Origin of the sequence: Parasphingorhabdus sp., assembly GCF_048269865.1 — a bacterium.
In the GTDB taxonomy this organism is placed as follows: Bacteria; Pseudomonadota; Alphaproteobacteria; order Sphingomonadales; family Sphingomonadaceae; genus Parasphingorhabdus.
On record NZ_JBLWUA010000010.1, the window covers coordinates 31,543 to 47,602 of the forward strand.

14 protein-coding genes are annotated in these 16,060 nt (G+C 57.9%); 5 read left to right on the forward strand and 9 right to left on the reverse strand.

Translation table 11 applies throughout. From position 1 onward, the window contains the following. Positions 1-225 precede the first annotated feature (225 nt). From ACN0WW_RS13750 to ACN0WW_RS13770, 5 genes are all read left to right on the forward strand, one after another. The gene (locus ACN0WW_RS13750; RefSeq protein WP_417613437.1) at positions 226-3,771 is read left to right on the forward strand and encodes a FecR domain-containing protein; all 3,546 of its coding nucleotides are present in this window, start codon (positions 226-228) and stop codon (positions 3,769-3,771) included. Then, positions 3,772-5,568 (forward strand): CHASE2 domain-containing protein, encoded by a 1,797-nt coding sequence (locus ACN0WW_RS13755; protein ID WP_417613438.1) that lies wholly within the window; start codon positions 3,772-3,774, stop codon positions 5,566-5,568. A 51-nt stretch (positions 5,569-5,619) separates the two neighbouring features. Beyond that, entirely contained in the window at positions 5,620-6,597 is a 978-nt protein-coding gene (locus ACN0WW_RS13760; protein WP_417613439.1) for an NAD(P)H-binding protein, read from the forward strand. A gap of 73 nt (positions 6,598-6,670) precedes the next feature. Further along, entirely contained in the window at positions 6,671-7,951 is a 1,281-nt protein-coding gene (locus ACN0WW_RS13765; RefSeq protein WP_417613440.1) for a DUF3422 family protein, read from the forward strand. Between the two features lie 101 nt (positions 7,952-8,052). Next, complete coding sequence (locus ACN0WW_RS13770; RefSeq protein WP_417613441.1) at positions 8,053-8,580, forward strand: c-type cytochrome; 528 nt, start codon at positions 8,053-8,055, stop codon at positions 8,578-8,580. A gap of 72 nt (positions 8,581-8,652) precedes the next feature. Here ACN0WW_RS13770 and hemA read toward each other — a convergent pair whose 3' ends face one another. The 9 genes from hemA to bchM are packed head-to-tail and all read right to left on the reverse strand — an operon-like array spanning position 8,653 to position 16,060. Then, positions 8,653-9,873: a 5-aminolevulinate synthase gene (gene hemA / locus ACN0WW_RS13775; RefSeq protein ID WP_417613442.1), complete on the reverse strand. Its 1,221-nt coding sequence runs from the start codon at positions 9,871-9,873 to the stop codon at positions 8,653-8,655. Between the two features lie 15 nt (positions 9,874-9,888). Continuing rightward, a complete protein-coding gene (puhE, locus tag ACN0WW_RS13780; RefSeq protein WP_417613443.1) occupies positions 9,889-10,671 on the reverse strand; it encodes a putative photosynthetic complex assembly protein PuhE in 783 nt (260 codons plus the stop codon). Beyond that, entirely contained in the window at positions 10,665-11,711 is a 1,047-nt protein-coding gene (gene acsF, locus ACN0WW_RS13785) for a magnesium-protoporphyrin IX monomethyl ester (oxidative) cyclase (protein WP_417613577.1), read from the reverse strand. Before acsF ends, puhE begins: the two co-directional genes overlap by 7 nt. Before the next feature lie 59 nt (positions 11,712-11,770). Then, positions 11,771-12,067: a hypothetical protein gene (locus ACN0WW_RS13790; RefSeq protein WP_417613444.1), complete on the reverse strand. Its 297-nt coding sequence runs from the start codon at positions 12,065-12,067 to the stop codon at positions 11,771-11,773. Continuing rightward, the gene (gene puhC / locus ACN0WW_RS13795) at positions 12,064-12,540 is read right to left on the reverse strand and encodes a photosynthetic complex assembly protein PuhC (RefSeq protein WP_417613445.1); all 477 of its coding nucleotides are present in this window, start codon (positions 12,538-12,540) and stop codon (positions 12,064-12,066) included. Before puhC ends, ACN0WW_RS13790 begins: the two co-directional genes overlap by 4 nt. Continuing rightward, a complete protein-coding gene (gene puhB, locus ACN0WW_RS13800) occupies positions 12,537-13,157 on the reverse strand; it encodes a photosynthetic complex putative assembly protein PuhB (protein ID WP_417613446.1) in 621 nt (206 codons plus the stop codon). Before puhB ends, puhC begins: the two co-directional genes overlap by 4 nt. Continuing rightward, entirely contained in the window at positions 13,154-13,924 is a 771-nt protein-coding gene (puhA, locus tag ACN0WW_RS13805) for a photosynthetic reaction center subunit H (protein WP_417613447.1), read from the reverse strand. Before puhA ends, puhB begins: the two co-directional genes overlap by 4 nt. Positions 13,925-13,955: 31 nt before the next feature. Continuing rightward, a complete protein-coding gene (locus tag ACN0WW_RS13810) occupies positions 13,956-15,326 on the reverse strand; it encodes a BCD family MFS transporter (RefSeq protein WP_417613448.1) in 1,371 nt (456 codons plus the stop codon). Between the two features lie 50 nt (positions 15,327-15,376). Continuing rightward, positions 15,377-16,060 (reverse strand): magnesium protoporphyrin IX methyltransferase, encoded by a 684-nt coding sequence (gene bchM, locus ACN0WW_RS13815; RefSeq protein ID WP_417613449.1) that lies wholly within the window; start codon positions 16,058-16,060, stop codon positions 15,377-15,379.

The following is a 16,060-nucleotide window of genomic DNA, read 5'->3' on the forward strand; positions in this document are numbered from 1 at the left end:
CGCGCGTGACAGTATCATATACCATGCGGACGGTATAACCTTTCGATATAGGTGGATGTGCCGGAGAGCGATGGCAGCTTTTCGGATATCGCTGAAGCGACCATTCCAGAAGCTGCGCCCCAACGACCGGCCCCTTTTCTGCCATCAGCGGACTTCGGACGTTGCAAATTGCAGGTAATATGGTCAAGTGTCGCGGACACTGGTTGGTTTGGGGGGAAACAGACCGTGAAGCTGCAAAAAATCCTGCCGTTCTTTTGGATCGCGTTAGTGGCGCAATCCGCGGTGCCGACGGCGGCCCAAGCGCAGCTTTTGAAACGACCCACCCCGCTTTCCGGAAAGATCGCTGCAGCCAAGGGCGGCGAACAGGCGACTCTGCTCCCTCGCAGGACCTGGCAAAGGGCGGTGGTCCAGCAAGATCTCAAGACTGGCGATATCTTGCGGACCAATGCTGCGGGCACGCTGGCGATCGTCTATGTCGACGGCACCCAGGTACGCCTGGGCCGCAATTCGGTAATGACGGTACGCCAGATCAGCAAGGGCGGCCGGTCAACCCTGACTCTCCAGCGCGGCCGGGCCTGGGGCCGGAGCCCGCGCAAGCGGAGCAATCTGTCGATTGAAACGCCCTCCGCAACAGCGGCGATCCGGGGCACGGAATGGGCGATCACCGCGGATGCGGACTCCAGCCAGTTGCAGGTCTTTTCCGGAACCGTTGAGCTGTCCAACGAGGCAGGATCGCTGACCGTCACGGCCGGACAAGCAGCGACCGCCCTGCGCGGTCAGGCCCCGACGCGGACCGTGTTGGTCAATCCGACCGGACGCGAGCAGATGCTCTATTTTGTCAATCTGGCCAGCGGTCTGGACGTGCTGGGCAACGAGAGCGACGCCTTTATCAAGGCCCGACAATCGGGCGCGGAAGGAGACTGGGAAACGGCTTTGCGTCAATTTGACGCCCTCGCACAAGCCGACAATCCCGCAGACCGGGCCGCCGGTGCTTATGGTCGCTATATCGCAGCGGTGCAGCTTGGCCAGACGCCAGCCCTACCGCGTCAGACCTCTACTGCGGAAAGCTATATCGCGCGAAGCCTGATTGCTGCCTATAACGGGGACTTGCAGACCGCAAAACAGATCGCGGACGAAGGGCTAGCGGCATTCCCAGACGCCGCTGCTCTCTATCAAACCAAGGCAGATGTCGAAGCATTGCTGGGCGAGACCGACGCTGCGATTGCAACCATTGAGCGAGCGCGCGACAGGTTTCCGGACAATGATATGCTCGCAATTGGCGCAGCTGATTTGCTGCGCGATTATCGCGGCAGTCCAAAGGCAGCACGCGACACCATTCAGCCGATATTGGCCCGCGATCCGGATAATTTTCTCGCCCAGAAAGCGCAGGCGAAAAACTGGATGGCCATTGGCGGCCTCATGGAAGCGGATCGGCTGGTGTCCCGAGCGCTGACGGCCCGGCCTTATGATGCGGAACTAGTCAGCATGCGAGCCGAGATATTGCTCCAGCAGAATAAATTGGCCGCTGCCAAGGTAGAGATCGACAAGGCTCTGGAAATGGATCCGGGTAATGCCCTGGCTGGCAACGCATTGGCGCAATATTGGCGGCGCAAGGATCGCCAGGATGAGGCGCTCGCCGCTTCGCTTGCCGCATCGGCCCATAATCCGGACTACGGTCTCGGCTTTCTTGGTCTGGCGCAAGTGCAGCATGAACTGGGTGAACCCGGTCTGGCAGAGCAGCAGCTCGATACCGCCGACCGGCTCGACCCGAATAACCCGGCGATTCCCCTCGCCCGCACCGGCGTCGCTCTGCATGATTTTGCCGCCGATGACGCGATCAAAAATGCCCGTGAAGCGTTGGACCGATATCGCGCGCGCGGCGGAGAATATGTGAACCTGTCCGAAAACCGGGAAACCGGCAGCCTTGTGTCCCAGGCGTTTCGCTTCCTCGATCTCGAAGGTTGGGGCCGCTATTATGCCGACCGTGTGTTCGACAGTTTCACCCCTTCCAGCTATTTTGATCAGGCGATTAACCAGACCCCTGGCCCGTTTCTGATCCGCAATCCGGATGGCAGTTACAACGCCCAGCAAGCGCAAAATTTCGACCGGCTTTCCAGCTTCCTGCAGGGGGTTGCGCTCGACCCGCTGAGCGTCGCCAGTTCCAAGCGCCGCTTGCGTTTTGACAATGGCAATTTTGTCGAGCCCAATCTTGGCGTTTCCTTGCTGGACGAGAATCTGCGCGACCAGAAGATCGTCAGCGGCGGGCTCGACACGATCATTGACGCCCCCCTGCCCACGGCAATCTGGCTACGCGGCAATTATAAAGATATCACCGATCATCGCCGTCGGCCTGATATCAGCCCGTTCTCACGCCGACACGGCGGCGATAGCTGGTTCCTGAGCAGCTATGTCGGGCTGGAGCTGACGCCATCGGACAGTCTGGTGCTGAACGGCGAACTGAACCACGACAACAGCCTGTCCGAATCCAATATCCTTAGCGGTCCCGACAATGATTTTGAATTGGAAGAAGAACGGCAGTCGGACCGAAATTTCCTGTTCGGACTATATAATCACGAATTTGGCTATCGCGATCAGCTGACCGTTGCAGCCGGCTTCGGCCGGGAGCAGCTCGATGTGGCCACCCGCAACATTTCCAGTACCATTCCCTTTACCGACCGTTTCGAAGCAGAACACAATCGCTTTACCTATCTCAGCGTCAATTATGCCAAGGGTCTTGGCGCGCTCGACCTGAGGATCGGGGCAGAATGGAGCGACGTACGGACGAATACGGTCAGCGCCAATTATGATTTTGGCCGGGGTATCATCGACCCCGGCACGACTCCGTTCACCTATCGTTACAGGACGAAGGAAGCACGGGCCTATCTTGATCTGCGGTACCATCCCGCAGAACCGCTGGTCGTGCAGGGACAGATCGAGGGCGTCGCGCGCGATTTTAGCGATTATTCGGATGAACTGCTCAACTGGCGTCTGGGCGCATCCTACGAACCGGTCGAAGGCCAGTGGCTTCGCTCAGCCTTCATCCGCCAGAGTCGGGGCCTGTTTGATTTCAGCTTTCGCCCGGTCGCGATTGTCGGCCTGCAAGCCAATTCGGCGCCCAGTTTCCGGCAGAGCCGCGGCGACAGCTTCATCGTCCGCTGGGATGCGGAATGGTCCGATCGTCTGTTTACGGCGGTGGAATATCAGGACCAGCAGCTGGAGGCCGTCGGATATACCATTCCCGATCTGCCGGTAAACATCACCGGCTTTCCGGTATCGGTCAAACGGATCAGCGCCCAGGCCAACCTGTGGCTCGGCGGCAATCTGGGGCTGCGCACCGCTTATGCCTATAGCGACAGCGCCATCGAGGGCCAGTTCATATCCGGCGACAATGTCAGCCAGGCCATCGGTCCGACCTTCGGCTGCGCCACCGCCGACTTCGGCTCCGGCTTTATCTGCACTTATGAGTTGGGGGACCAGCTGCCGTTCGTACCCGGCCATTTTGCCCGTGCTTCGTTGGTGTGGGCGGTGCCAGCGCCGGTCCGGCTGAAAGCGACGGTGTCGGGCAACTATATTGGCGGGCAGACCGATGACCTGCGTAACCCGATACAAAATGTCGCACTGTTTGATGCCAAGATCGAATGGGAACCGCTGGACCGGCGCCTCGCACTGAACCTTGCGCTGCTCAACCTGCTCGACAAGCGCTATGACTCGGCCACCAGCGTCGCGGCACCGCGACTGACCGTGGTCGCGGGGGTGAGAATGCGTTTCTGAATGGCCAGGCAATGGATCAGTTACGGCTTTTCTGCCCGGCAGCGGCGATCCGGGATTGTGCTGGTTGCAATGGTCGCATTGCTGGTTGGTTTGTTGAGTCTGACCGCTGTGATGCGTGATCTGGATGGACGCAGTTTTGACTATTTGTCGACGATTGATCCGGTGCTGCCGGAGCAGCCCGGCGTGACGCTGATCGCGATTGATGAACCGAGCATGGCCGCCATCGGACAGCAATGGCCCTGGCGGCGGTCGCAACATGCCGAACTGATAGAACAATTGCGCAGCGCCGGGGCAAAGGCGATTGCTTTTGATATCGTCTTTGCAGAGCCGACGGATCCGGAAGAGGATCAGGCTCTGGCGAACGCAATGGGACCGGACATTATTCTGGCTGCGGATGAAAGCCTGATCGAGCGCCCTTACGGCAGCACGCTTGTGCGAACCGAACCGATTCCTGCCTTGATCAAGGCGGGCGCTCGATCCGGAGTCGCCAGTCTGTCAATGGACGGTGACGGGGTGCTGCGCAATATGCCGCATTATTCAGATGGCTTCATGGCTACGCTGTTCGCCACGACAGGCGGAAAGCCGGAGCCGGAGCATGACGGCCCTCGCCGGATTCAGTATTTCGGTCCGGCGGGCAGCTATCCCACTATCTCTTACTATCAGGCGCTCGACCCCGAGAGCTATCTTCCGCCCGACTATCTGAAGGATCAGATCGTGATGGTCGGCTTCGCCCTGCAGGCCAATGCCGAGGTCGCAGCAGGCGGTATTGACGCGTTCGAGACCGCCTATACATTGCGTTCGCGCCAGCTGACTCCCGGCATCGAAGTGCAGGCAACGATTTACGACAATCTGCGCACTGGCCTGTCGATCAGCACTGCACCTGGCTGGGTCTCGCTCCTGCTGATAGCATTTTCTGCCGCGCTTGCGCTAGCGGTGTCGCGACCGAAATCACCGGCGATCAAGGCGCTCTTGCTGACAACCGCCGTGCTGGCGATGATCGGAGGGTGCTGGTTGCTGTTGCAATATGGACGGCTCTGGATCGGGCCAGTCGCACCGACCACCACGCTCGTTCTCGCAGTGGTGGCCGTCGCCACACGCGATTTTGCCAGCGAACAGCGACAGCGTCGCGCCGTGACAAATGCGTTCGGCCAGTATCTTGCACCCGAAATGGTAAAGAAAATTGCCAATGATCCGGGGCTGCTCAACCTTGGCGGAGAAAGCCGGGAACTGACGATTCTGTTTTCCGATATCCGCGGCTTCACCTCTATTGCGGAGGCAATGCAGGAGGACCCTCAAGGGTTGACGAGAGTGATCAATGCCATTCTCACACCGCTATCGAACATCATCCTGCGGCATGGCGGAACCATCGACAAATATATGGGCGATTGCGTGATGGCCTTCTGGAACGCTCCGCTGGACGACCCCGATCATGCTCTGCACGCGGTTGAAGCGGCGCAAGATATGCTGGCGGCCATGGAACAGGTCAATCTTGATGTGCAGGCGATGCTACCGGCTGGATCGGATGTCCCGCTTATCCGGATGGGAATTGGAATCAATACCGGCACCTGCGTCGTCGGCAATATGGGCTCCGATCGCCGGTTTGATTATTCTGTGCTGGGCGATGCCGTCAACCTTGCCTCGCGCCTCGAAGGTCAGTGCAAGGAACAGGCTGTTGACCTGCTGGTCGGCCAGAATACGGCCCAGGCGATAGCCTCAATCCGATTCAGGAAAGTCGCCGATATTCAGGTCAAGGGCCGAACGGCGAAAGAAGCAACTTACACGCTGAGTGAGGCATGACCGAAGAGATATGCCCGATGACTGCAGCTTCCCTCGGCAACGGGTGATCGGTTGAAACGGATCTTTCTTCTGGGCGCCACAGGGACGATCGGCAGAGCAACGCTGCGGGAACTGTCCCGGCGCGGTTACAAAACTGTCTGCTTCATGCGGCCACTGGCAGGCACATCTCGACCCGAGGATATCACCAACGGCGCGCCGGAAGTAGACTTGCGTTTTGGCGATGTGACGAGCGAAACGTCCATCCGCGAGGACGGATTGCGCGGCGAGCGGTTCGACGTGCTCCTATCATGCATGGCCTCACGGACAGGGGCACCGAAAGACGCTTGGGCGATTGATCACGATGCCCATCTAGCGGCGCTGCGCGCCGCACAATCTGCGGGCATTTCTCAATTCATCCTGCTGTCCGCCATCTGCGTCCAAAAGCCGCGCCTCACCTTCCAGCATGCGAAACTGGCTTTCGAGGAAAAACTTATCGGATCGGGGCTAACCTATTCTATCGTCAGGCCCACCGCGTTTTTCAAATCATTGTCGGGTCAGGTTGAGCGGGTGCGGAACGGCAAGTCGTTTCTGCTTTTCGGCGATGGCATGCTGACCGCCTGCAAACCGATCAGCGACGATGATCTCGCCTCTTATATGGCGGACTGCGTGGACGATCAGCATTTGCAAAACAGGATCCTTCCGATCGGCGGACCCGGCGATCCGATCACACCAATCGAACAAGGCGAGCGGCTATTTGCGTTGCTCGGCAAGGAGCCGAAATTTACGCATGTACCGATCCGTTTTCTCGACGCTATCATTGCCATCCTGGATGCCATTGGCTGGTTGATACCGGCGGCGAAGAAAAAGGCCGAACTTGCCCGGATCGGACGCTATTACGCGACGGAATCCATGCTTGTCTGGGACCCGCAAAAGGGGTGCTATGACGGCTCCGGAACGCCCTCTACCGGATCAACGACATTGTTTGATTATTACGCCGCTCTGGTGAGCGGTGAAACAAGCGCCGAGCGCGGCGATCATGCCATATTCTGATCCGCGGAGGGCCACGCCGCATATCCGTTTTCACAATGGACAGATGCCGGCAAAACATGGATAACGAACGACAATGTCCATAACCAATCATCCGCTACGGCAATGGGCCGTCGATGAAATGCATCTGCGGCGCTTTGCCCCGGTGTCGGATGATTGCCAAATCTACCAATCGGTGTTGCTGATCGGCGAAGAGCAGCGGCAATCCGAAGACCAGCATCTGATTGCCAACAAGCCCGCTTTCGATGACTGGCATCTTGCCCCGCGCAGCGCCTCGGCCCATACCAAAGACGGCATTTATTTTCTGTGGGAACGGCACACCGAAGCCAGCACGATTACGCTTATCCTGCCCTCAGACCTCTCGTCGAAGCAGACTGATGCCTATATTTACTGGCTCGAAAAATGGCCGGGATCTGTCATTCGTGCCACCCGTATCAAGACGCTGCCAAGCCAGGATCTCGTCGCAGAAAATCTTGCTGCGATGGGAATTGTCGAAGATGATCTGGTATGCTGCGAAGTCAATGATGGCATTCGGATATGGTCCGATTTTGGCATTCACAAAGATGGCTATGGCCGCCTGCTCGTGCAGGGCGGCGACAAATCTGACGCCGAACGCGGCCGGATCGTCCAGCGCGTTCAGGAGCTTGGGAATTATCGCAATCTGGCGCTGATGGGCTTTCCCACCGTCCAGCAATATGGCCCGCAAGTTGATGAACTGGAACAGCGCCTTTCTGATCATGCGGAGCGGGTGGCGAGTGCCAGCGACGAAGATAATGACGACTTGCTGTTACAGCAGCTTGCAGAAATTTCCGCGCAACTGGAGCTCATCCGATCAGCAACCGGCTTCCGTTTGAGCGCGACCACCGCTTATGCCGAAGTCGCTGCCGACCGGCTCAATGCGCTCGACGTCAAGCCGTTACCCAATATGCAAAGCCTGAAAGAATTTACCGAGCGGCGGCTAGTCCCGGCCCAGCGCACCTGCGTGGTTTTCCAGACCCGGCTGGACAGAATTGCCGAACGCGTGTCGCGCATCATGCACACCTTGGATGTGCGCATAGACACCAGGATCAAGGCGCAAAATTTGCGCCTGATGGAATCGATGGAACGATCGACGCAGCTGCAACTGCGACTGCAGACTTTGGTCGAAGGCTTGTCGGTGATCGCGGCCGCTTATTATATGGTTGGTCTCATCGCCTATATGACCAAGGGCGCGGCGGCATTTTCCTCGGGTTCGCAAACCGAATTGTTCATCGGATTGATCACGATTCCGGTAATTTTGGCGATCTACGTTCTGGTTCATCGGCTGCGCGGCAAGGTGATGAAAGAAACGGATGTAAAAAAGGACAAGATTTCATAGGGTTGCATGTCAACTGCAGAAAAGCTTCTTTCAATCGAACATTAATCAAACTATACAGTTAAGTTGTTGATATGTGTCAACATAACCCGATAGGAGAGAATATGGTCAGGATGAAAACAGTAGCTGCTGTAGTCGCTTTGTCCGCTTTGACTGCAGCCTGTTCCGGCGGCGGTTCTGAATCAAGTGAGCCAGCACCAAGCACAACCGAGGCTGAGGCAACCATGCCGGCAGCGGAACCGGAAGTGGCAGCAGCGCCGGCTGACACGGGACCCCCAGCTGCCGATGATGTCAGCACCAAGGACGGCGTCGAATATGCCAGCCTGACTGGCGATCCAGCAGCGGGCAAAATGGTCTTCGCCCAATGCCGCACCTGCCATGTCACCGATCCGGGCGTAAATAAAACGGGCCCATCGCTGGCCGGTATCGTTGGCCGGGAAGCCGGTTCCGTTCCAGGCTTCAATTATTCCGAAGCCAACAAGACCAGCGGCATCACCTGGACCGAAGAAAAACTGTTCCAGTATCTCGAGAATCCACAGCGGGTTATCCCGAAGACGAAAATGATCTTTGCCGGGCTCCCCGATGCACAGAAACGTGCGGACGTGATTGCTTATCTGAAGGATCCAAGCTGATACGACGATCAGTCTGAACAGAAAAAAGGCCGGGATTTTCCCGGCCTTTTTCTTTGGAGCGGATGGCTGCGATCAGGCAGCCATTTCTCTCCGCGCCAATTCGCACTGCGACCAGATTTCGCTGAGTGCGGTGATCAGACGGTCGATGTCTCCATCGCTATGCACCGGCGAAGGAGTGATCCGCAACCGCTCGGTGCCGCGCGGCACCGTCGGATAGTTGATCGGCTGCACATAGATGCCGTGATTATCCATCAACCAGTCGCTGATGAATTTGCATTTGTGGGCATCACCGACCATCACCGGAATAATATGGCTGGGGTTCGGCAGATGCGGGATTCCCATACGATCAAGCGCACCGCGCACCTTTTCGACGCGCTCCTTCTGCGTGTCCCGTTCAAGATTGCTTTCCTTGAGATGTCTGATGCTGGCGCAGGCACCGGCAGCAACGGCAGGCGGAATGGCGGTGGTGAAGATAAAGCCGCTGGCAAAGGTACGGACATAGTCGCACAGATCTTTGGAGGCTGCGATATAGCCGCCCATCACGCCAAAGGCCTTACCCAGCGTACCTTCGATAACCGTGATCCGGTCCATCAGACCTTCGCGTTCGGCGACACCGCCGCCGCGCGGACCATAGAGGCCCACCGCATGGACCTCGTCGATATAGCTCATCGCATTATGCTTTTCACATACGTCGAGGATTTCGGCGATCGGCGCGATATCTCCGTCCATCGAATAAACACTTTCAAACGCGACCAGCTTGGGTTGGTCGGGATCGAGTTCACTCAGCTTGCGATCCAGATCTTCCGGAGAATTATGCTCGAAGACAATGCATTTTGCACGGCTGTGCCGGATGCCTTCGATCATCGAGGCATGGTTGAGCGCATCCGATAGCACAACGCAGTTTGGGATGCGCGATGCCAGGGTACCGAGCGCTGCCCAGTTGGATACATAGCCGGACGTGAAGATCAGCGCGTCTTCCTTGTGATGAAGATCGGCCAGTTCATTTTCGAGCAGAACATGATGGTGGTTGGTACCCGAAATATTGCGCGTCCCCCCTGCCCCGGCGCCGCACTCGTCAATCACCCGGTGCATCGCGTCCGCGACCTTGGGATGCTGGCCCATGCCGAGATAATCATTCGAGCACCAGACGGTTACCTCTGTAGTGCCGTCGTCGACATAGCGGGTCGCATGGGGATAGGAACCGGCCTTGCGTTCAATCTCGGTAAACACGCGATAGCGCCCCTCTTGCCGGACCGCATCCAGTTCGCTGGCGAAAAAAGCATCATAGTCCATTCCCAAACTCCCTCTTCAAATTTCTTTTTCTGTTTTTGGTTCGCCCAGGGCCCACTGCCAAAGACGGGAATCGCGAAATGGTATCGCGAAGAAAAAATGCTCCAGTGCGGCCAACAGAGAAAGACAGCACAACAATCCAGCCTGAACGGTCCCATTAGCCGTCTCGGCCTGCACTGCCATATAGGAAAAATACAGTGCTATGCCCAAAATCGCGGCGATCGACAGCGGCAGGACCGGCCGCAAATGGCGCGGCCCGAAATAGCTCTTCAGATAATCGAGATGTGCCGGCAGCAGCTCGTCGCTCATATTGGGTACGCCCTGATAAATGTTGAGCTTCGACGATAGCCGAAAAATGGCCAATAAAGCAAAGGTATAAGCGCCAGTAGGATTGGCGGTCACCGCTGCCAGAGACAAAAGCAGCGCTGCGGTCATCGCGATGGCGATTTCGTGGTGGATCAGCGCCATCGTCGCCAGGGAAAAACGCTGCCAGCCCTTTGCATCATCCGGACACGGATCGCGATGCGTCCCGGCCACCGCGCCGGTCAGAAAACTGATTTCATGCCAGCTCCAGATCATCAGGCCGCCAACAAAAGCGACATAGACGGCCCAGACGCTGGTCGAATGGCTGGTCCACACCAGCAGTGACAATCCGCCGAATGCACAAACGCCGGCAATGATCAAAGCGCGGCCGAACGATTGCCGGAGACGATGGTTGAGCATCGCAACCAGCCCGGTACTGACGAACCAGAGTATGATCACCACCACAAAGGGTAACGCAATGGCCGCAATCCCTACCATGCGGGTGAGAGTCTGATTTGCTGCGGCAACGCGTTGGCCTTTGGTTTCATGAAATACATTTTGCCAAACATCCAGCCGGCTTTCGCCATATATTTTGCGCGCGCAATTTTGCCCACAATCCCGCCACGCGCCTTTGCCGCTTCAATACCAACCGAGGCCATCCGCAGACCCTCCATCGCTTTGCGGAAACGGGGATCATCGGTGTCCAGCTCGACCGGGAAGACCTGCTTGCTGATTTCGGTGCAGATCGAAAAGACCTTATAGCCATATTCTGCCGGATCAACGCCCAGCGCTTGGTGAAAAACCGGCCGGTTGTGATCGCGGACATACATGGTTGCATAGACCGAGAGCAGGAAGAAGCGGATCCACAGTTTGTTCATGCCCTGCAACAATTTCGGATCGGCGCGGAGCAGCAACGCAAAAGCTTCGCCATGACGGAATTCGTCGTTGCACCATTCCTCGAACCAGTCAAAAATCGGATGGAATTTATTCTCCGGATGTTTGGCCAGTTCCCGGAATATCGTAATATACCGGGCGTAACCGATTTTCTCGGAGAGATAGACCGCGTAGAAAATGAACTTCGGTTTGAAAAATGTATATTTTTTGGTCTTGGTCAGGAAGCCCAAATCGACGCCGATACCCGAACCCTTCAGGGTTTCGTTGATAAACCCGGCATGGCGGCTTTCATCCCGCGCGAGTAGCTTGAACAGGCGCTTCATATCCGGATTTTTGGTGCGCTTGGCAATTTCTGCATAGAGGATACAGCCGGAAAATTCGGACGTCAGCGAGCTGGCGAGAAAATCAATAAATTCTTTCTGGAGATCGGGCTCCAGACTTTCGATCACACCATCAAACTTGTCGGTTTTCTTGAAGTGCCGTTTATTGGGGTCGCCCTCCATTTCATCCATCAGGCCTTCCCACTCGCTGCGCACGGACGACACGTCGATATTGTCCATGGCATCAAAGTCAGTGGTGTAGAAACGCGGTGCCAACACCGTATCCTGGGTCGCAATCGCCATCGTGTCCGGCACATCGAGCATCGATGCATCCCGTTTGACCGTGGTTGATTCTGCGTCTGAAATTTTGCTGTGGGCGTTCATTAAAGCCTCCCTGGGGTAAAGCTGACTTCGTATAATTCGGCCATTTCGAAATAGCCGGAGATTTTCGTCCAGACACGACGGAGATGTCCGGCGCGCTGGACGGTTGCGGTGCGGTCGAAAGAGACCTTCTCGCCAAAGGATACCATGATTGGTTCGCCGTGAACCTGCACCCGGTCGCCGGGATAGATGGCCAGATTGTCAGCCAGTTCAACATGGGCATGAAAGTGGTCGGGGCTCTGTTCGATCTCGACGCGGCAATGGGTATCAAATTTTTCCGAGGAGAATAGTCCGGTCATGAGCGGGTATCCTTCAACATCGCCGCAAAGGTCGCGCTATGGTCGGGGCCAAAGCCGTGAATTTCGGCTTCCTTTCCGGTCTGTGGATCGCTGAGCGACAAGGCGCCGTTTTCCCACAAGGTGAGTTTGAACGGCGGCTCGGATCCAATATCGGCGGCTGCGCGAACCTTCGCCATCCGCCGCATCGTCGCGCGCACAAATCCGCCTTCGCCAAAACCGATTTCCATGACGGTTGCGCCGGTCGCAGCATCGGTCACGACCACTGCGCCGTCCTCCCGGTCGGTAAAGCGCAAGTCCCGCTCCTGGGCCGGCATGATATGTTGCGCCGCGCGCGATGCGTCAGGATCGCCCGATTGCGGGATCAGCCCCGAAGTCACCGCGCCGGTCAGTGCCATCGTGAACAAAAGCAATATCGCCGCCGCAACCAGAGCACCGCGCGGCACGGTTGGATCATGGTCATGTGCGTGGCTCATGCCGCCAATCCTTCCAGTGCGATGTCATTGCTGCGTTCCGGCCTGATCTCCTGCGAGGGAGCGATGGATTGTACTTCCTTCGTCGCCTTGAACAGCAGGGCGGCAATTCTTTGTGCTTCAGGAATAGCGCGCAACATCGGTTGTGGACGGACGAAACGCAGTGAGCGAGCATGCGGCCAGAGCATCAGATAGCCCAGCCGTGGCACACCTTTCAGCGTCAGCACAATATTGCCCATGCCGTTCGCCAGCTGCTTGAGATTGGCCGATTCAAGTTCGCCCAACGGCAGGTTGATACACTTGTTCAGCGCCACCCCGATCCGCAGCACGAAGCGCTTGTTGGTCAGCGTATAGACCGTGGTCCGCGCCACTCCCCATGCGAACAGAACAAGCATCCCGATCGTCACTGCGCCGAATGCCGTCACTGCCATCGCTGTGCCCCAGTCGCCCCGCAACGCTGCGGTGGCCGCGATCACGAAGAAATAGACGAAGGCCAGACGGATATGCAGCGCCGACATTGCCATATTCTTCCAATCTGGTGCGCCCTGCCAGATGATATGCTCATCCCCTGGCAATTCGCCGGGCAAGCCGCGGATCGGTTCATGATCATATTCGCTCATAGCAGCGGCTCCTGCCGTTCGCTGTTCGCATAGAGATAGCCGCCGCCAAAATAGGCAACGATCCGCTCTTCCTCATAGAAGGTGATCTCGTCGACCTTGGCCGGAGCCGGTGCGGCTGCGAATTGCGCGGCATTCACGGCATCAATGACAACCTGGCGCTTTCTGCCTTTGACCTTGGACATGGCCATCGGTGCCAGCACGGTTTTCCCGCCCGCATCGATTTGCAGATATCGGATGACATGTTCGGCATTGTCGATCCAGAGATCGGTAACGGTACCGGCAACTTCACCATCAGCACCGATCACCGCCATACCGCGCGGATCCGCGTCATTCTTGTGCACGCTGATATGGCCGGCCAGACCGATTGGGACAATCCGGTTCTGCCCGTGGGCATTCAGGTCGGGATGCCTGGACCGCTCTGCCCATGCTGCCGGGCCAATGCCGTCTACCAGCGGATTACCGGTCGGATAATAAGGTGCCCCTGGCGAACGGAACGTCCGCGCACCTGCTACATCCACTTTTTCCCGGCCTTTCGTCGGTGTCGTCACGGTCCCGCGACCGAACGGCATCAGAAACGTTTTTGGCGTCGCCGTCAGCATGGGACCTCCGGGCGTATCGACGCGCCCGGTGGTTTCGTCTTCCAGCGGATAGCCTTCGCGGCGATCTTCACGACGCAGATAGAAGATCAGCGTCAGGAAAAAGAGCACAAATGCAAAAAATACCAACTCGGTCACATCCAGTGTGCCTATCAGTTTTACGTCATCCATCGTCCAGTCTCCTCAAAATTCTTGTTACCAATCAGGTCGGAAATTCGCTCAACCCGAAGCCCTTGCTCTCACTCATTGTACGGCCGTTGTCGCGGCCGATCACCGGTCCGAGCACGACCATGGTCACCAGCAGCAACAGGATTTCCAGTAAGAACACGGTGCCATATCCGGTCGCCCGGTCCGCCAGTGTCGCGCCGAAGCCGTCGGCCAAAGCCAGATAGGCCATGCCGTCCCGGATCAAACCGCCCAAGGCGATTCCCAGTCCTGCACAACTGGCCTGCACCGCGCCCCAGGCACCGAGCGCCAGTCCGGCGTTATTGGGACCCGAAAGCCCCATTGCGGCAATCATTGTACCGACCGAAAACAGTCCGACGCCAAAGCCGATAATCGTCGCTCCGGCAAACAGCAGCGGCACGGACAACAGCGGCGCTGAAAATATCGTCATCAGGAAAGCCGCGATTCCGGCAACAGCGCCCAGTCCAGCCAGACGCAGCGGGTCTGCACCGGCCGCAAGCCGCTTGCCGCTATAGGCAAAGGCCACCAGCGCGCCCAATGCCCAGGTCCCGGTAAGCGCCGTGGTTGAACCGACCGACAGGCCCAGAATTTGACCGCCATAGGGCTCGAGCAGCGCGTCCTGCATTGCAAAGGCCATCGCACCCAGTCCAATCGCCAGCAGTAGCCGCTTCGTATTGGGCTGCGCCGTGAACGATGCCCAGATTTCGGAGAATTTCGGATTTGCTTCGGTCGACATCGTGATCTTGGTGTTGCGCGCTTCCTGCTTCCACAGGGCGATTATGTTCAGCACCATGGTCAGCGCGCCGGCGCCCTGCACCACCTGAACCAATTTGGTGGCGGTAAAGTCTGCCAGCAGATTGCCAATGGTGAACGCCGCCAGCATCGTGCCGGCGAGCAGCATGACATAAAGCAGGGCAACGACGCGGGGCCGCTTGTCATCCGGCGCAATATCGGTCGCCAGCGCCAGTCCGGCGGTCTGGGTGACGTGCATCCCTGCCCCGGTCAGCAGAAACGAGAGACAGGCGGCGGCGACGCCGGCAACGAAGGTGTCGGGCCGGGTGATCAGAATGAGGGCAAAGGGCATGATCGCCAGACCGCCAAATTGGGCCAATGTACCAAACCAGATATAGGGCACCCGCCGCCAGCCCAATACGGACCGATGGGTGTCGGAGCGGTAGCCGATCAACGCCCGGAACGGCGCGACCAGCAAGGGGATGGCAATCATCAGCGCTACGATCCACGTCGGCGTATCCAGTTCCACGATCAGCACGCGGTTGAGCGTTCCGTTCAGCAATACCGTTGCCAGCCCAACGCTGACCTGGAACAGGGCAAGACGCAGCAAGCGCCCGAGGGGAAGCTCGCCGCTTGCTGCGTCCGCAAAGGGCAAGAACCGCGTTCCAACGGCTTGCCAAAAAGTAACAGCGGATGGCTTCTGCTTCATGCGCGGCTAATTCCCATCGCTTGAGACTTGTAGAAGCCACTCGAAATCCGCTGGCTGAAATCGACGGTCCAGTCATTCATATCTGCCTGAATTTCCTGCTTCAGACGGTGTTCGGCAATGGGCTTGATCGCAGGCGAGCGATCATTGCGCGGAAAGGCCTTACCGGTCGCGTGCATGATTTTCAGCAATGTTGTGCTCGGCGCGAAAGTGAAGGCGATTTCATTGGCGCGGGCGGACCACGCGTGCAGCACGCCCATCACATCGTGCAGATCATAGTGGATCAGCGAGTCCATTGCGACGATATGATCGAACAGGCCGAGATCCCGATTGCGCATATCGCCCACCCGCCAGTCTATCGGCAGATCTTTCGGCGCACGTTTCTGGGCGACATCGATCAGGCCCTGCGAGACGTCGATCGCCACAACATCGGCACCGCGTTCAGCAGCAGCAATGGCGAGCGCACCCGTTCCGCAGCCCGCGTCCAGCAACCGCATGCCATGCATGTCGGTCGGCAGCGAAGACAACAGCAGGTCGCGCATCGCGTCCCGCCCTGCCCGCACCGTGGCGCGAATACCGCTCACCGGCACATCGGATGTCAGATCTTCCCACGCCTTGCGCGCGGTCTTGTCGAAATAGGTTTCCAGCCGCGTACGGCTTTCCTGATATGATGTTGATGCCAA